Origin of the sequence: Flavobacterium sp. GT3R68, assembly GCF_007109225.1 — a bacterium.
Taxonomy (GTDB): domain Bacteria; phylum Bacteroidota; class Bacteroidia; order Flavobacteriales; family Flavobacteriaceae; genus Flavobacterium.
On record NZ_VJZK01000004.1, the window covers coordinates 194,618 to 212,781 of the forward strand.

Annotated in this window: 17 protein-coding genes; 5 read left to right on the top strand and 12 right to left on the bottom strand. The window is 36.7% G+C overall.

The features are described from left to right. The first annotated feature begins 84 nt into the window (after positions 1-84). From FNW07_RS09505 to FNW07_RS09515, 3 genes are read left to right on the top strand one after another with little or no spacing between them, the layout of a single operon-like run. Complete coding sequence (locus FNW07_RS09505; protein ID WP_126742641.1) at positions 85-990, top strand: EamA family transporter; 906 nt, start codon at positions 85-87, stop codon at positions 988-990. Between the two features lie 27 nt (positions 991-1,017). After that, positions 1,018-2,142, top strand: a complete 1,125-nt coding sequence (locus FNW07_RS09510; RefSeq protein ID WP_126742640.1) for a cysteine desulfurase family protein — start codon at positions 1,018-1,020, stop codon at positions 2,140-2,142. A gap of 41 nt (positions 2,143-2,183) precedes the next feature. Then, positions 2,184-2,807, top strand: coding sequence for a porin family protein (locus tag FNW07_RS09515; protein ID WP_126742639.1), 624 nt, complete (start codon positions 2,184-2,186; stop codon positions 2,805-2,807). 129 nt (positions 2,808-2,936) lie between these two features. Here FNW07_RS09515 and FNW07_RS09520 read toward each other — a convergent pair whose 3' ends face one another. The 5 genes from FNW07_RS09520 to truA form a co-directional block, all read right to left on the bottom strand. After that, a complete protein-coding gene (locus FNW07_RS09520; RefSeq protein WP_185964638.1) occupies positions 2,937-3,197 on the bottom strand; it encodes a hypothetical protein in 261 nt (86 codons plus the stop codon). 333 nt (positions 3,198-3,530) lie between these two features. Beyond that, positions 3,531-5,420 (bottom strand): SPFH domain-containing protein, encoded by a 1,890-nt coding sequence (locus FNW07_RS09525; RefSeq protein WP_126742637.1) that lies wholly within the window; start codon positions 5,418-5,420, stop codon positions 3,531-3,533. A 276-nt stretch (positions 5,421-5,696) separates the two neighbouring features. Next, positions 5,697-7,085, bottom strand: coding sequence for a dihydrolipoyl dehydrogenase (lpdA, locus tag FNW07_RS09530; protein ID WP_126742636.1), 1,389 nt, complete (start codon positions 7,083-7,085; stop codon positions 5,697-5,699). A 119-nt stretch (positions 7,086-7,204) separates the two neighbouring features. Continuing rightward, a complete protein-coding gene (locus tag FNW07_RS09535; RefSeq protein WP_126742635.1) occupies positions 7,205-8,965 on the bottom strand; it encodes an ABC transporter ATP-binding protein in 1,761 nt (586 codons plus the stop codon). An 86-nt stretch (positions 8,966-9,051) separates the two neighbouring features. Next, positions 9,052-9,792, bottom strand: coding sequence for a tRNA pseudouridine(38-40) synthase TruA (gene truA / locus FNW07_RS09540; protein WP_126742634.1), 741 nt, complete (start codon positions 9,790-9,792; stop codon positions 9,052-9,054). A gap of 207 nt (positions 9,793-9,999) precedes the next feature. On the opposite strand from truA, the gene FNW07_RS09545 reads away from it, so the two are divergent. Next, entirely contained in the window at positions 10,000-10,497 is a 498-nt protein-coding gene (locus FNW07_RS09545) for a metallophosphoesterase (protein ID WP_126742633.1), read from the top strand. A gap of 1 nt (position 10,498) precedes the next feature. On the opposite strand, the gene FNW07_RS09550 is transcribed toward FNW07_RS09545, so the two are convergent. From FNW07_RS09550 to FNW07_RS09570, 5 genes are all read right to left on the bottom strand, one after another. Beyond that, positions 10,499-12,286 carry a sensor histidine kinase gene (locus tag FNW07_RS09550; protein ID WP_255512741.1) on the bottom strand — a complete coding sequence of 596 codons (1,788 nt, stop codon included), beginning with the start codon at positions 12,284-12,286 and terminating at the stop codon, positions 10,499-10,501. Beyond that, the gene (locus tag FNW07_RS09555) at positions 12,287-12,586 is read right to left on the bottom strand and encodes a hypothetical protein (protein WP_126742632.1); all 300 of its coding nucleotides are present in this window, start codon (positions 12,584-12,586) and stop codon (positions 12,287-12,289) included. It lies immediately after the preceding gene. Positions 12,587-12,597: 11 nt separating this feature from the next. Then, positions 12,598-13,260: a response regulator transcription factor gene (locus FNW07_RS09560; RefSeq protein ID WP_126742631.1), complete on the bottom strand. Its 663-nt coding sequence runs from the start codon at positions 13,258-13,260 to the stop codon at positions 12,598-12,600. A 157-nt stretch (positions 13,261-13,417) separates the two neighbouring features. Then, on the bottom strand, positions 13,418-13,828 hold the full coding sequence (locus tag FNW07_RS09565) for a hypothetical protein (protein WP_126742630.1): 411 nt from the start codon (positions 13,826-13,828) through the stop codon (positions 13,418-13,420). Between the two features lie 157 nt (positions 13,829-13,985). After that, positions 13,986-14,399: a DUF4293 domain-containing protein gene (locus FNW07_RS09570; RefSeq protein ID WP_126742629.1), complete on the bottom strand. Its 414-nt coding sequence runs from the start codon at positions 14,397-14,399 to the stop codon at positions 13,986-13,988. Positions 14,400-14,582: 183 nt separating this feature from the next. Between FNW07_RS09570 and rho the strand changes: the two genes are divergently transcribed. Continuing rightward, complete coding sequence (gene rho, locus FNW07_RS09575) at positions 14,583-16,376, top strand: transcription termination factor Rho (protein WP_126742628.1); 1,794 nt, start codon at positions 14,583-14,585, stop codon at positions 16,374-16,376. Between the two features lie 7 nt (positions 16,377-16,383). Here rho and FNW07_RS09580 read toward each other — a convergent pair whose 3' ends face one another. Both FNW07_RS09580 and FNW07_RS09585 read right to left on the bottom strand, forming a co-directional pair. Then, a complete protein-coding gene (locus tag FNW07_RS09580) occupies positions 16,384-16,767 on the bottom strand; it encodes a hypothetical protein (protein ID WP_126742627.1) in 384 nt (127 codons plus the stop codon). A gap of 81 nt (positions 16,768-16,848) precedes the next feature. Next, positions 16,849-17,985, bottom strand: coding sequence for an endonuclease (locus FNW07_RS09585; protein WP_126742626.1), 1,137 nt, complete (start codon positions 17,983-17,985; stop codon positions 16,849-16,851). Between the last annotated feature and the right edge of the window lie 179 nt (positions 17,986-18,164).

The following is an 18,164-nucleotide window of genomic DNA, read 5'->3' on the forward strand; positions in this document are numbered from 1 at the left end:
ATTTTAAGTTATTGAAAAAGAATCATGTGGAAATTGGAAATTCGAAACGGTTGTAAATCGTTATCTTTGCACTTATTTTGATAAATGAGAGTGTACAAATATTATATTGCCGCCTTTTCAGCCTTTCTAATCTGGGGCTTTTTTAGTTTGGCGCTAAAGCCATTGCAGCAATATGCTTCTTTGGATATTTTATTTTATCGTGTTTTTCTGAGCGTTGTGATGATGCTACTTATCAATGTTGCTTTTCGCAAAAAATCTTTAGTAAAAAACTGGGATCATTTTAATAATCTGACAGTCCAAAATAAACGAAGTGTGGTCTTTCTGACCCTTGGCGGCGGGATATTACTTGCGTCCAATTGGTTTGTGTTTATCTATGTAATGAACCATGTCAGTGTCAAAGCGGCTTCATTGGCTTATTTAATCTGTCCCATTTTAACCACAGTTTTTGCGTTCTTTCTTTTGCAAGAAAAATTAAGCAAATGGCAATGGCTGGCGGTCTGCATTAGTGTTGTTAGCTGCGTATTTTTGTCTTTTGAACATTTTGAGGATATTTTCTATAGTTTAGTTGTTGCTGCTACCTATGCCTTGTATTTAGTTAGCCAGCGAAAAAATACCGAGATTGATAAATTCCTGTTACTGACTATACAATTGGTGTTTACGGCAATTATCATTCTTCCGTTTTATCCGGAATATAGCGGAAAGCTCCCGGCGGAATCTTTATTTTACACTTGTTTGTTTGTAATTGTAGTGGTTTTTACCATAATTCCGTTGTTCCTGAATCTTTATGCCTTAAAAGGAATAAATTCGTCCACAGTAGGAATAATGATGTACATCAATCCGATTATTAATTTCGTGCTGGCTATTTTTTTATACAAAGAAGAAGTAACCGGACAACAATTGTTTTGCTATCTGCTGATTTTAATTTCGATAGTGATATTTAACGAAAAAATAATTTTTTCCAAACGTAGTAAACCTGTTTCTAGTAGTTAAAGATTTAAATAATTCCCATCTGAATAAATGAAAAAAGTATATCTCGATAATGCGTCCACCACTCAAATGCGTCCCGAAGTGATTGAGGAAATGCTAAAAGTGATGATGGAAGATTATGGAAATCCCTCATCGACTCACAGCTTTGGCCGCAATGCCAAAAGTGTCCTTGAAATGAGCCGGAAATCCATTGCTAAACATTTGAATTGTACAGCCCAGGAAATAATCTTTACCTCATGCGGTACGGAAGCCAATAATTGGATTTTACGTTCAGCAGTCAGGGACTTAAAAATTCAGAGAATCATCACTTCTAAAATTGAGCATCATGCTGTTTTGCATACAGCGGAAGCTCTTGAAATAGAATTTGGTATTCAGGTTGATTATGTCGCGATTAAGGCTGATGGCAGTATTGATGTGAATGACCTGGTGGAATTACTTTCGCAGGAAAAGAAAACTTTGGTAAGCCTGATGCATGTTAACAACGAAATCGGAACTGTGCTGGATTTGGAAAAAATAGGCCGCATCTGCCATCAACACAATGTTTTATTCCATTCAGATACCGTTCAATCCATCGGTAAATCGGAACTGAATTTGCAGAAGGTACCGGTTGATTTCATCGTTGCCAGTGCGCATAAATTCCATGGACCGAAGGGAATTGGCTTTGCCTTTGTTCGCAAGAATTCCGGATTGCAACCACTTTTTTATGGTGGCGAACAGGAAAAAGGATTACGACCGGGGACCGAGGCCGTTCACCAAATCGTTGGTATGGCTAAGGCTTTAGAGCTTTCGTATGATAATCTGGAGCGTGACAGAAGCCATATTATGGAGTTAAGAAATTACCTGATTAACCGATTGGAGATTGAATTTCCTGCATCTGAAATCAACGGGAATCGCGATGGATTTTATACTGTGTTGAATATCTTGTTGCCATTTTCAGAAGAAAAAACGGCGATGATGCTCCTTAATCTGGATATGAAAGGAATAGCTGTTTCCCGTGGGAGTGCTTGCCAGTCGGGGAGTATTAGGCCGTCACATGTTTTAGCCGAAATGCTTTCAGAGGAAGATTTAAAAAAGCCTGGTTTACGTGTTTCTTTTAGTCATTACAATACAAAAGGCGATATTGATTTGTTGATGAATGCTTTAAAAAAAATATAAAATTGCCAGTTAATTTTTAGAAATTGATTAAATAAATAAAAATGAAAAAAACAATAGTAATAGTCCTATGCAGTATGGGGTTTTCTCTTTCATCATCCGCCCAACTTTCTAAAGGAAGCGTTGAATTTGGTTTAAATGCGGGTTACAACATTTCCACCATATCCGATAATGAAAACAGAGCGCATTCCGGAAATGGACTTAATTTTGCGGGATCGGCAGATTATTATTTTTCGAACAGATGGAGTATTAAGGGAAAATTGATTTATGACCAAAAAGGATGGGATGATGATTATATCACGGAGTTTGGATCCGGAATCGATTACAAAACCAATTATAATGTAAATTACTTAACAGTTCCTGTGATGGCAAATTGGCATTTTGGTGCAAAAAGAAATTGGTATCTGAATTTTGGTCCATACGCCGGAATCTTATTAGGGGCAGAAGATAGTAGGTTTAAAACGGATGTCAAAAAGTCATTTGAAACTTTTGATATTGGTTTCGCTTGGGGGGCCGGTGTCAAAATACCAATTTCGGATAAAGCAAAATTATTTCTTGAATATGAAGAGCAGGGTGGTTTCTCAGATGTATTTATTTCGAATTCAGGTTCCACAGTAAGAAACTCAAGAAGCAGTTTCAATATTGGGATCAATTTTCTGCTGAAATAAAATTTTAAGTATGTTACAAAAAAATCGGTTTTGAATTTTCAAAACGGATTTTATATTTCTTAAAGAAGTATAATACAAAAAATTTGGTTGTTATTGTTTTACTGCAGAAGTAGCTACCAGGTGTTTTTATTAATATATTTCTACATGACTACCATTATACACAAAGTGCAAAGGTGTTACAAGCGGATTCATTGGAGGAACTCCGTTTTTTTCCATAATTGGAATCAGTGTTTTCCCAAATTCATTAAAGTGCTCACTGGATTCCCATATATCGACTACCAACCAGCCATCTGCTGTAGGTGCACCCACATGATGAATTAATCCTCTTGGATTTGAATGACCTGCCGCTTCAAGATCTTCCCACACCTTATCGTATTGCTCTGCATTCATTCCAGGACAGTTAAATTGAACAAGTACTTTTTTGATTTTAAATTTTTGTTTGCTACTCATAAGGCTTTTCGGTGTCGCCCGTTTTTGTGGTGGTTTCTGGGTTCCACTTTAAATGAAAACCAAATGAAATAATAGGTGTAGATTTGTATAAAAAGAATAGTATATAAATTTCTTATTATGAATAGCTAAATACTAACTAATTGAGCAGTACTAATTTGCAAAAAAAAATATTAATTTATTGTAAGCTGCTTATTTATTAGGCAGGTAAAAAAGATAAAAAATCCGTCTTGTTTTCACAAAACGGATTTTAAAATTAAGAGCATAAACTTTAGATTAATCTTTTTTAGTATCGATCATCTCCATTAATTTAATTCCTAAAAGACCGCTTATTCCACCTTCAGAACCATTAGTTCCCGAAATTAAAACATCAGGAATAACCTTAATTTTCCCTTTGCCGATCTCTTCGGTAATTTTATATTTAGTGAAGTTATCACCGCCCATTGCCGAAACTTGTAATTGATACGCTTCTGCTGTAGATTTACCAATTGCCATAATTTTTTCGGCCTCAGCTAAACCTGTTTTTGAGATTCGTTCTGCTTCTGCGCTTGCGGTCAATTTTGTAGCTTCTGCCTGTGCGCCAGCTCTCGCTTTGGTAGCTTCCGCTTCGGCGTTTGCACGCATTTTAGTGGCTTCTGCTTCAGCATTTACATTCAGTTTCAAACTTGTCGCATCACCTTCTGCTTTTTTAACCGTCGCATCAGCGGTTCTTTGTGCAATTTCAACACTTTGAGATGCTTTTACGATTTCTTTCTGCATATCTGCGATAGCCGTTTCCTTTTCCATTCCCTGACGTTGTTCTTGCGCCATTCTTTGAGTTTGATACGTTTTTTGTTCTTCTTCCGCAATTTTTCTGTCGGTCAGTGTTTTCATCAGTGATTCCGGCGGAACAATATCTCCTATAAGCGTATCAACAGCGTTAACATTGTATTCGTCAAGAACCACTTTGATGTGATTTTTGGCTGATTCCTGTCTTTCTTTTCTTGTCGAAAGGAAAGAAATAACGTCACTTTCCTGAGCTGAATTACGGAAATAGTTACCAATTGTTGGTTCCAGAACCTGGGAAACTAAATTGTTCATACTTCCAAATCGTGCAATCACTTTTGGAGCTTCGTTAGCTGGAACATGAATAATTTGCGAAACATCTAAATTAAATGGGAAACCATCTTTTGAACGCACGGTAATAGTAGAAAGGTTCTGGTCCAAGTTATGCGACTCGCTGCGCGCATCAGCCCAATTCAAAACTAAATTGGTTGTTGGTACAGGCTCCAGTTTCGTCGTGTATTTATTTAAAGCATATTTTCCGGGGCCAAACGGCTCCATCCAAACCCCGCGTTGTCCTTTTGAAACAATATTTCCATGTTTAAAAGTATCTCCGGTAACGTCTTGACCATCTTCACCAATATAAGAAATAACGACACCTACATAACCAATAGGCACGTCGGTCATTGGATTTTGTTCAATCTGAACCGCCCACGTATTGATATAATACGATCCTGCAAGTATTACCTGTGGTTGTAATCCACGGTTTCCGCCATTTTTTAAAAATTGATCAAAATCCTGGAAGTTATTATGATTTTCTACAAATTTCCCCGCAATCTGACCAATCGGAATGGGCTCACCATCCATTGCAGTTACAATTCCGACCATATTCTCAAAAATAACAATCTGAGGTTTCAATACTACTTCGAAAAGATAAGTATTGATACGATAAGAACCTGTGGTTATAAAAGCCGACTGTCTACCTTTTTGTCCGCCATTGTTAAGGAATAATGTGGCATCCTGAAAATTGTCAGAATTCACTTTTTGGGCTAAAATACGGCCTGTTGGAATTTCGGCCCCATCTTTACTTAATAGTAAGCCAATATGCCCTTCCGGGATAATGGTGAAAGAAGTCATTTCCACCGCATATTGCCAAGGCCACATTGTCCAGTATAATCCGGGTGCAAGTGTTTTAGCCTGAAAACCAGCCTCCCCTTTAGTGGCAATGATTCTGCCATCAGGCAAAGATTTTTCTGCGCCAAACAGAACGAATTTCTTGGTCACCAGACCAATTTTATCCTCAGGAACTATTACCATCCCGAAGAAAGCACGTAAAACAAATTTGTAAAGAACTAAGCACAAAACTAAAAGCAATACCCACCAGAAATCTGTAATTGTTGTCATTATTTTATATAAATTTAGAGCACAAAATTAGGCTAATTACGCTGGGTTTTTTTAGATAACTTTGATAATTTAACGTTTGAATAATATTATTAATTTTATTAAAAAAATGACTGTTTAAAGGCGTTAAATGGTAGTTCTATGACTCGATTTCTGGCTGTGCAAACTATGTTTTGTGTTTTTGGTTTTAACAATTTATAAGCCACAAAAAATCCGTTTTGCTTTCACAAAACGGATTCTATCTAAAAGTCTAAGACTTTATAAATCTAATAATCTAGCTTACAAGTGAATCACTTCTCCATAGGCTTCGGCGACAGCTTCCATTACCGCCTCACTCATCGTTGGGTGAGGGTGGATTGCTTTTAGGATTTCGTGACCTGTTGTTTCCAGTTTACGTGCTACAACTGCTTCAGCAATCATATCGGTAACACCAGCTCCAATCATGTGACAACCTAGCCATTCTCCATATTTGGCATCAAAAATTACCTTTACAAAACCATCCGGTGTTCCGGCTGCTTTTGCTTTTCCTGATGCTGAGAACGGGAATTTACCCACTTTCAATTCGTATCCTTTTTCTTTTGCTTGTTTTTCAGTTAAACCAACTGACGCAATTTCCGGTGTAGCGTAGGTACAACCTGGAATATTTCCGTAGTCAACGGCATCAACGTGAAGTCCTGCAATTTTTTCAACGCAAGTGATTCCTTCAGCGGAAGCAACGTGTGCCAAAGCTGGTCCCGGAACCACATCTCCAATGGCATAATACCCGGGAATGTTGGTTTGGTAGAAATCATTTACTAAAATTTTATCCCTGTCGGTAGCAATTCCAACTTCTTCCAAACCGATGTTCTCGATGTTGGTTTTGATTCCTACTGCTGAAAGTACAATCTCCGCTTCAAGAGTTTCTTCTCCCTTTGCAGTTTTTACCGTTGCTTTTACACCAGAAGCGGTAATCTCAATCTTCTCTACAGAAGAGTTGGTCATGATTTTCACCCCGGCTTTCTTCATGGAACGCTCCATTTGTTTGGAAATATCTTCGTCTTCCAATGGAACAATATTTGGTAAAAATTCCACAATAGTAACATCAGTTCCCATTGCGTTATAGAAGTGTGCAAATTCCACTCCGATGGCTCCGGAACCAACAACAATCATCGATTTTGGCTGCGTAGCTAAAGTCATTGCTTGTCTGTAACCAATTACTTTTTCACCATCTTGTGGTAAATTTGGCAACTCACGGGAACGTGCCCCGGTGGCAATAATGATGTGGTCTGCAGAATATTCAGTTACTTTTTCATCTTTTCCTGTAACATCGATTTTCTTTCCTGGTTTTAATTTTCCGAAACCTTCAATCACATCGATTTTATTTTTTTTCATCAGGAATTGAACTCCTTTGCTCATTCCTTCCGCAACATTTCTGCTGCGCCCGACAACTGCAGTGAAATCCTTATCGAATTCAGAAATAGTCAATCCGTAATCAGCAGCATGTTTCAGGTAATCAAAAACCTGTGCCGATTTTAATAATGCTTTTGTTGGAATACAACCCCAATTCAAGCAAACCCCGCCTAAGTTTTCTTTTTCGATTACGGCAACTTTAAAGCCTAATTGTGATGCTCTAATGGCAGTAACATATCCTCCGGGACCACTTCCTAAAACAATGATGTCGTATTTCATTTCTTTTATTTTTGTTTTTAAATATAAAAAAGGAAGCTGTATGACCGCTTTCCTTGTATGTTTCTAAATTTAGTTCAGTTAGCGAAATTAAGAATATTTATTCAATTGTGAAATCCAAACTAGGAATTGTTTTCGACCAAAAACTGGGAGTAATACAAGTTTTTGTAAAACCCTTCCTCGCGGTTCAGTAATTCCTGATGCGTGCCTTGTTCGACAATCAGTCCTTTGTCCATTACCACAATTTTATCAGCATTAATTACAGTTGCCAATCGGTGTGCTATGACAATTGAAGTCCGTCCCTGCGTAATGGTTTCGGTGGCGCGCTGGATTAATTCTTCAGAATAGGAATCGATCGATGATGTTGCTTCGTCCAAAATCAGGATGCTCGGATTGCTCACATACGCCCGAAGAAAGGCAATCAATTGTCGTTGGCCTGAAGATAGCATTACACCACGTTCTTTTACATTATAGTCATACCCATGCGGCAGACTCATGATAAACTCGTGAACGCCTATTTTTTTGGCTGCAAGGATTACATCTTCGCGTGAAATTTGCGGATTATTGAGTGTAATATTGTTCAGAATCGTGTCTGCAAAAAGGAAAACATCCTGTAAAACCACGGCAATCTGTTTGCGAAGCGAGTCTAACGTATAGTCAAGTATATTTTTGTCGTCAATGAAGATGGTTCCGCTGTTGATTTCATAAAAACGGTTCAATAAATTGATAATAGTTGATTTTCCCGCGCCGGTCGCACCGACGATAGCTATCGTTTCACCAGCCTTAACATCCAGATCGATTCCCTTTATCACAAATTCTTCAGCGATATACCCAAAATGAACATCCTTAAATTGAATGTTTCCTTCGAAAAGCGGCGCTTCAAAAATACCTTTATCCTGAATCTGGTTTTGTGTGTCCAAAATGTCAAAAACACGATTGGCAGCAATCATTCCCATTTGCATCTCATTGAATTTATCCGCAATCTGACGCAACGGATTGAACAACATTCCTATAAACATCGTATACGAGAATAAATCCCCAAAGGTCGTGGTACTATCACCATCCAAAATATGAAATCCACCATACAATACTATAAATCCTAGAGTAAATGATGAAATAATGTCGGCAATAGGGAAGAAGATGGAGTTATACAGGATCGTTTTGATCCAGGCTTTGTTGTGTTTGTCATTGATGTCCTTAAATTTTTCGGCCTCAATGTCTTCCCGGGTAAACAATTGTACAATTTTCATTCCGGTCACGCGCTCCTGGACAAAGGTATTCATGTTGGCAATTTGGGTACGCACTTCTTCAAAGGCAAGCTGCATTTTCTTTTGGAAAATCCGTGTGATGTACACTAAAATAGGCATCGCAATAATTACAATCCAGGTCAGTTTCCAGTTCATGTAGAACATAAAACCCATAACAACGACCATTTTCATCATATCACTGATGATCATGAACAATCCCTGACTGAAAATTTTAGCAATCGCTTCAATATCCGAAACGGAGCGTGTCACCAATTGTCCTACCGGGGCATTGTCAAAATATTTCATTCGGAAACTCAGCATGTGGCGGAACAATTTGATACGGATGTCTTTAACAATGTCCTGACCGAGCCAGTTGGCCCAATACACAAAGTAAAATTGCGAAAAAACCTCACATAAAAGGACGATTCCCATTAACGATATATAAAACAGCAACCCATTCGCATCGTGCGTCTGGATATAACCATCCACGGTATGTTTTAATAAATAGGGGCGAAGGGCCGCAAAAACCGATAACGATACTGCAAAAAGAATCACACCATTAAACCGCCATTGATAGGGTTTGGTATATTGGAGAATCCTCTTGAATAAATGACTGTCGAATGCTTTTGCTTTCATTTTATTTGGAGCTGTTTCCTGTTATTCGCTACAATATTTTTTGTTTTTAAAGAAAAAACAAAAAAGGATTTTCGCTGCTACCAGGGCTATTTTGGTATGTATTTATAATCAATTTTTGTCAGATACAATCCGTGCGCGGGCACTGAAAATCCAGCTTTGTTGCGATCCTTGCTTTCAATGATCTGTACGAATCCCTTTAGGTCAATTTTGTGCAAACCGACATTCACCAAAGTCCCTACAATGGCTCGTACCATATTTCGGAGAAACCGGTCGGCAGATATTGTAAAAATAAGCTGATTGTCCATTTGTTTCCAGTAGGCTTCAGTAACTGCACAATTGAAGGTATTGACATCGGTGTTGACTTTTGAGAAACATTGAAAATCGGTATACTTCAACAATTTTTCGGCCGCCTGATTCATCAAATCCATATCCAACGGCTGGTGATAGTACCAGCTTCCGTCCTGATAAAAAACATCTTTGAAGGTATTGATATGGTATTCATAGGTTCTTTTGGAGGCATCAAAACGCGCGTGCGCCTCTGGGTGAACCGGAATAATATCGAAAATACTGATGTCTTTAGGAAGGAACGAATTGAGTTTGTGTATCATATTTGGAATGTCAAAAGAATTCCCGAAATCAAAATGAGCGAACATTTCCCGGGCATGAACTCCGGTATCGGTTCTTCCTGCACCCATCAGTTCGACCGGTGCATTGAGCAATATCGAAAAGGCTTTGTTCATCGTTTCCTGTACAGACGCAGCATTCGGTTGGTATTGCCATCCGTGGTAGTGGGTTCCGTTATAGGCCAGTTTTACAAAGTATCTCAAGTGGGTTCCTGTTCTTTTTAAAGGTACAAAGATACTTATTAATGTATGATTTTTTTTATTTTGGTATTGTAACAAAATGTTAATTTGATAATGGAATCGGATTGTTTAATTTTACGCAAATTCCTAGCCCGGATAGCAGCGGTATCCCACGCTTTTTTGGCGTGGATATAGCGGATAGCCGGAAACAGCTCCTAAAAAAACACTATTTTGAAGAAAATTTTACTGCTTTCTGATACACACAGTCATATGGATGATACGATTTTAAAATATGTGCAGCAGGCCGATGAAGTCTGGCATGCCGGTGATATTGGGGATTTGGCAGTAACTGATACGCTAAAAAAATGGAAACCGCTGCGGGCTGTTTATGGCAATATTGATGATGATAAGGCGCGGTTGGAATTTCCATTGCACAATCGGTTTATGTGTGAAGATGTAGATGTCTGGATTACGCATATCGGCGGCTATCCGGGGAAATACAATCCTAATATAAGGGCAGAACTAACTGCGAATCCTCCAAAACTCTTTATTTGCGGGCATTCACACATCCTGAAAGTGATGTTTGACAAGAAGCTGAATTTACTGCATATGAACCCCGGAGCTGCCGGCAAAAGCGGCTTTCATGATGTCCGGACGATGCTGCGGTTTGCTATTGACGGTGATAAAATAAAGGATTTGGAAATCATCGAGATAGAAAAACGAGTTTGATTTATTCCTGAATAGGTAATTTGATAGTAATAGTTGTACCGCTTTCCGGTTTGGAATTAATTTGTAATGTTCCTTTCATGCTTGAAATTCTCGCCCGTATTTGGGTTAATCCAAAACCCTCACTGGATATCGATTTGTCATCAAAACCGATTCCGTTGTCTTCTATTTGGATAATTAGCTCATTCGATGGCACATGTATAAACAGTTTGGCTTTACTGGCTTTACTGTGTTTTAATACATTGTTTAAAAGTTCGGTTACGATGAAATAGATTTTCATTTCGAAATCTTCCTGGAAACGTTTGCTGTGCGGCACTTTACTAACGTATTCAAACTTGATCAGGGAATTGGAATTCTTTTCGCATAAATCCTGCAACGCATAAAACAATCCGAATTTTGCCAAAAGGGTAGGGAGGAGCTCGTGGGATAATCCACGGACTTTATCATGCGCTTCTTTTAGAATGCTTCGGGTTTTAGATATTTCTTCATAAGGATTAGGATGAGTTGCAACAAAAGCTGACAATTGCAGGCCGGCAGAGGAAAGTAATGCGCTTATATTATCGTGCAATACACTGGCTATTTTTTTACGTTCATTTTCCTGTCCATCAATCGTGGCATTAATTATATTCTGCTGAATATGACTTTCTATATCCTGGAGTTTATTTTTTTGTTTCAGTTTGGTATTCTGATAAAAAAAGTAAAACAGGATAATAAAAAGCACCAAAACTGCGATGAAAATAAAAAAGATTTTAGTCTTTTTAGATTGTTTGTCTTCCAATAATTGCTGTTTTGCCTTGTATTGATTTTCTACTTTTTCAATACTGTATTTGGTTTCAATATCCTTGATATTGTTGTTCAGCTCCTGGTTGTACCTGGCTTCGGTGCCATTGATATATTTGTTAAGATAAATATTTGCATTTTTATAATCTTCTAATTGCTCGTAAGCGTACGATAAATTCAGGTAAGAATCTGTAACTGCATTAGACGTTGTATCGTTCGGATATAATTGTAATTGCTTTAAATAATGCTGTTCTCCTTTTTTATAATTTTTTTCGACGGTCAAATAATGGTATCCTAAGTTGCCGTAAGCAGTTGCTAATTCTTTTTTCGTTAATTTTTTTGCGTAGAAATACGAACTGTCCAGATGTTTTTTGGCCAGATAAGGTTTGCTTACCAAGGTGTAATATACAAAATAGTTATTCTGGAGTTCGCAGAATAGCTTATTGGTTTTTATCTTTTTAATGTTCTTCTCTAATGCTTTCAGATAATAAAAAGCACTGTCTGAATTTGTGGCTGAATGAATTTTAAATGAAAGACGGTCGAAACTTACTTGTGCATTAACGTCATTATTTAAAACAGCTAATTTTCTGCCAATAGAAGTATATTTTCTTGCAGTGTCATTGTTTTCTAAAACAGCAGAATAACTCCATGCTATTTTTAATAAAATTTCAATTTTATAAGATGCCAGCTTTTGCTTTTCCGCAATAAACAAAGCATCGAATAACACTTTAAATGCTTTGTCATTTTCATGGAGTTTGAAGTAGATTGCAGATTTTGCAATACTGGTATCATAATATTTTTGGTGATTTTTATTTTTAAGACTGGATGCAATGGTTTTGTTGGCGAATAGCAAAGCTTTGTTATAGTGGTTTTTTTCAACATACAATGCTATGGAATCTGATTTCGGATTTTGATAAAATCCGAAACAGAAACCATTAAATAACAGTAATAGAAGTAGATAAATTTTAAGGTCGTATTTCAATGCAAAAAAATAGCGAGGGTTGAATCTCAATTATAAATCAGTCACTATTACTTTCGGCTTTTTAACATATATCACAGTTGTTGTATCAGTTATATCCTGTTGTTCAAATTGAATGGTAAGCAGACCATTAGTCATGCTGTAGTCCATATCATATCTTACATAAATCGGTGAGGGATCTTTTTCGCCTTCATCGAGCTTAATGGTGACAATATTAACCCCATTATCTACAGAAGTACTGTAGTTACAATTGTCCGGGATTTTAAATGTCAATATAAAATCGACAGTAGGGTCTTTTTTTACAGCGTAATCGCCAAGTAGTTCTTGTGGCATAGGTTATAGGTTTAAGGGTTAATAAGGTTATTGAGGACCGCATATTTTACTAAGCCAATGGTGTTTTTGACATTTAGTTTTTTAATTAAATTTTTTCGGTGGCTTTCAACAGTATGCGTACTGATAAACAGTTCTTCACTAATTTCTTTCCCACTGTATTCCAACGAAATCAATTTAAGTATTTCCAGTTCGCGTTCTGTCAACGCCAGATGGGTTTTTGATTCTGCGGTATTTATTTTTGGGTTTTTCTGTGCAAAGGAATTAAATATTTTTTCACGGACAGTCTGACAGAAGTATTCCTCCCCATTAATGACAACCTGGATGGCTTCGACGATATTTTCCCCGGCACATTGCTTGGTAAGGTAACCGCTGGCACCAAGGTTCATTACTTCTTTAATCAATTTTAATTCATCATAGCTGGATAAAATAATAACTTTAAATGGAAATGCTGTTCCCGATAAATCCTTCATCACTTCCAGACCATCTTTTTCAGGCATATTAATATCCATAATAAGAATATCGGCTCCGCTTTTTGTAACATCAGCGATTAGATTCTTCCCATTAAGAGAAAATCCCACAAAAATAAAATTAGGATTGGTATTGAGTACTGCCTTCATCCCATCTATAAGTACCTGATGGTCATCAGCAAGATATATCTTTATTTTTTGTGGCATTTTTTAAAATATGTTTTCTCAAATTTAATATAATTTTCATATAATGATATCCCTAAATATAGTGATTTTTATATCCCTAAATTTAGGGGTATACCAAAATAAAAAAATCCGATTCAAATGAATCGGATTGCAATATTTATATCAGAATTGTGGAATTTTAATAAGTATTAATCACCACTTTTGGTTTTTTAATAATTACTCCATTAACTTTAAAAGTGACATTTATAATGCCTTTAATAGCGGTAAATTTTTCCATTCGGGTAACATAATGCGCATGATTGTTTGTATTGGCGGCTGTCAATTTGATAAAATATACACCTTCGAATTCGGATACCGTATAATGATAGTTTACCGGAATCTCAAAAAAAACAATATAGGTGTCTGCATCGAGGGATTTATAATAACAAGAGCGGAAAGGCGCTTCTAAAGCATCCTCCTCATCTACTCTTTGGAGCGATGAATTTGAAGCTGATAAGTTATTATCTAAATTTTCTTGATTTGCCCTATCGTTGCTACAACTTGTTAAAATAAAGGCAGTTAGCAGTGAGCAAATGAACTTTGTTTTCATATTGTAAAATTGTAGCCGCGAAGTTATTAAATTCATTGAATATTCCTATAATGATTCCACTTTTATTATATATTTTTCAGTTGCAGTGTTAAAATAAAAAAATCCGAATCAATTAAGATCCGGATTTTCCTCGCACTAATAAACTAAGTTTATAGGTTTATCTCAATCGGTCCACAGATTTTACGAGATCATCATCCTTCTTGATGGCTTTATTGGCCAAAACCAAAAAAACGATAGCAACAATCGGTAGAAACATCCCAATACCTTTCTCAGAAACAAGATTTGTCTCTCCAGATAAGTTTAGCGAGCGATATATAAACAATCCTAATAAAATTAAATTCAATATGATATTCAGTCTGTTAAGTACAAACTGATGTTGTCTTTTTTTGTAAAACAATATGCTCATCACAGAAAGCATGGTGCTTAAACCAAATAATATGGTGAAAAGCATGTTGGTCATGAAATAGACAGCCGTACCGTCGGCCATTTCCCACAACGGGAAACAATACGGCAGAACCCCGGTGACTACTAAGGCCAGAATTAAATAAATAGTTTGAATTCTCTGAATCATTTGATCTGTTTTCTTTGACAAAAATATATTTTCTTTTTTATAAATACTATTGTATCATTAATTTTTATTCGTAATATTGCATTACAAACCCGTAAGTACTTCATTCTTCGGGGAATTCAAGAATATAAAACACCCTACCACATTTATTATTTTTCCAAAATCAATTAAATTCAAATAACATTCATGTTTGATATTTCTGTGTTAAAAGAAATGAAGCTTTCCGAGCTTCAAGAAATAGCTAAAGCAGCTAAAACCATAAAATTTAATGGTGTAAAAAAGGAAACGCTAATCTACCAGATATTAGATTTTCAGGCGGCTAATCCTGATGTGGTATCCGCTCCAACTGCTGATACAAAAGAGGAAAAAATAAAAAGAGTACGAATGCCATCGGAAAAAAAACTGGTAATTCAGAAAAATACGATTCAGCCTTTATTTTCTGAAGAAGAACTTATACGTGAAGAAAGAGTTTTGACGAATGAAAAACCGTTAGTGGAGCATACGAAAGAAATAGATGATGCAGCGGTTGCAAAAGAAGCATTAATTGTTCCTGAAAATAAGGAACGAAAGCTGATTAAATTCAAAAAATCAAATTTCGATAAAAATAATACTATTAAGGAAGGTTCAATCGTCACCGAAGAGAGTCCGAATGAATCGGAACCGAAGACCCAGAATCAGGTTTCAGACGAACAAATACTTCCCAAACCACAGCACCCAAAACCAAACCCAAACCAAAAGCAGAACCCGAACCAGAATCCTAACCAAAGCGGGAATCAGAATGCGAATGGGAACCAAAACCCGAACGGGAACCAAAATCCAAATTTTAAAGGAAAAAAAAGCAATTTCAGGGATTCTGATTTTGAATTTGACGGTATTATAGAAAGTGAAGGGGTATTGGAAATGATGCCTGATGGTTACGGATTTCTTCGTTCATCAGATTATAATTACCTGGCCTCACCGGATGATATTTATTTATCGACTTCACAAATCAGACTGTTTGGGTTAAAAACAGGGGATACTGTAAAAGGTGTGGTCCGTCCTCCGAAAGAAGGCGAAAAATTCTTCCCTTTGGTACGCGTATTAAAAATAAACGGGCACGATCCGCAGGTAGTTCGTGATCGGGTTTCTTTTGAACACCTGACACCAGTTTTCCCATCTGAAAAATTCAAATTGGCCGAAAAACAAAGCACTATTTCTACCCGAATTATTGATTTGTTTTCACCGATAGGTAAGGGACAGCGTGGTATGATTGTGGCACAGCCGAAAACAGGTAAAACCATGTTGTTAAAAGACATTGCCAATGCCATTGCTGCGAATCATCCTGAAGTATATTTAATTGTATTGCTGATAGACGAACGTCCTGAGGAGGTAACCGATATGCAGCGTAGCGTTCGTGGTGAAGTAATTGCTTCCACATTTGACAGGGAACCGCAGGAACACGTAAAAATTGCCAATATCGTTTTGGAAAAAGCGAAGCGTTTGGTAGAATGTGGTCATGATGTGGTTATTCTTTTGGATTCAATTACGCGTTTGGCGAGAGCTTACAATACAGTCCAACCAGCCTCAGGAAAAGTTTTAAGTGGTGGAGTAGATGCGAATGCCCTGCAAAAACCAAAACGTTTCTTTGGAGCTGCCAGAAATGTGGAAAATGGTGGTTCTTTAAGTATCATTGCAACCGCCTTGACGGAAACCGGTTCTAAAATGGACGAGGTTATTTTCGAGGAATTTAAAGGTACCGGAAATATGGAATTACAATTGGATAGAAAAATTGCCAACAAACGTATCTTCCCGGCTATTGACTTGACTTCTTCAAGTACGCGTAGAGATGATATGTTATTGGATGAGAAAACATTGCAGCGTATGTGGATCATGAGAAAATATCTCTCTGATATGAACCCTGTCGAAGCAATGGATTTCATCAACGATCGATTTAAGAAAACCAGAAACAACGAAGAGTTTTTGATTTCAATGAATGATTAAAATCCTTTTATTGGTGTTTTTTTGTTGCCACAATGGTATAGACCATCGGGATTTTATTGTCCAGATGTTTTATCCTGTATTTTTTTGGTGCTATCTCGATAGTTTCATTAAAGCAGCAATATGGTGAATAATCAAATTCGTCCAAGGAATTGATCTCCAGATTATTTTTGGTTAAACTGTTCAAAACTTCGGAAATACTATGATAATGACATTGGAGGTGCAATATGGTTTTGCCTGAAATATCTCCCAATAATGTCAATTCAATATCATTGAGGGAGCAATTACCGTTTATAAAACCCTTGATGTCATAAAAATCGGATTCAAAATGAATAGGCGTTTTTTTATTCCATAATTCCTTATTTATTGCGATATAATTTTGGCATGGTTCCATACCCCTCGTTAATTTAGTTGTTATAAATGTAAAAAAAACCTCTCTATTTTCATAGAGAGGTTTCAATTAGTAGAATTTAAATTAATTTACAATTACTTTTTTGATTGTTGATTGATTATTTGAAGTCAATTTCAGGATATAAAAACCTTGTGGTAAATCTTCAATCACATAGTTGTTATTTTGAGAAACCGGCTTCTTGATTTCCTGAATAATTTGCCCATTCACGGTAATTAACTGAATAGTGTCAAGTATTACTTCCGTTTGGATATTAATTTTATGATTTTTTGATGGATTGGGATACACAGAAACAGAAGCTAAAGCATCAAAAGAGGTCGTAGCCAATGGAGCGCCCCAAACTGTTGTTACCCACTCCGGATGATCAATGTAAGGATTTCTATTTCCCTGGAAGGTATAAATGGCATTATTTCGATCAATTTCTCTTTGACTTACCGGATCATCCTGATGCCAGTGTTTCAAAATTTCCAAAAAAGTATTGGTAAAAACCTGATTACTGCTGCCATTAAACATCGGATAAGAATATCCTGCAACGGTACTTTCATATCGTGTTGCAAAATACAAATACATTCTGGCAATATCCCCTTTAAATGCATTTATAGGTTCAAACACAGTTCCGGCATATCCTGCAGAATATCCGCTATTCAAAGCACTACCTAATTTGGAACCATTTAGTGTAGTTGAGGAAGCTGTTCCTACCATACCATGTGGAAAATCAGACCTTAAACCATTTACTTTCCCATCCGTAGCAGGGACAAAATGAGGATCATTGTGCATTGGGTTTGCAGAGGCGAAAACGGATTGTGGAATAATATGTTCCCTGTTGTAACAGTCCCCTTCAACAGCGTAAGTTCCGCATTGGTTTCCATTGTATGAAAAATTATAAGGATCGGCCCCAGTTGGGTTTTCAGAATACATATCTAATATAGTCCCGTCATTTTCGTAATAGTAATCTCTGTCAGTTGTTCCATAGGCAGTCCATAAACCATTGTTTGTCGTACTGCTTCCACTACCATATCCTCTGTCGATATGTCCATTCGTAATAATGGTTTTTAGTTGGGTTTTCAAAGTATATCCTGTTCCTGTTGCAGCATTATAATAACCAACCGGAATAGCGGTTGCTTCAGTAATGTTACGATGGTTTTCCTGAGCGGATGCCACTGATACTGTAAGCAATAATAGTATTAAGTAGATTTTTTTCATTTTAACGGTATTAAATTATATAGTTTTGGGGCAACAAATTTAAGTTATATTCTTTTATAAAACTGGTTTTAAGATTTTTATTTGATTGAAAGCCAGCATTAAGTATATTTTAATCTTAATAGTAAATTAAAAAAGCTCTCCATGTTATTAGAGAGCTTTTATATATTTGTAAAAAATGT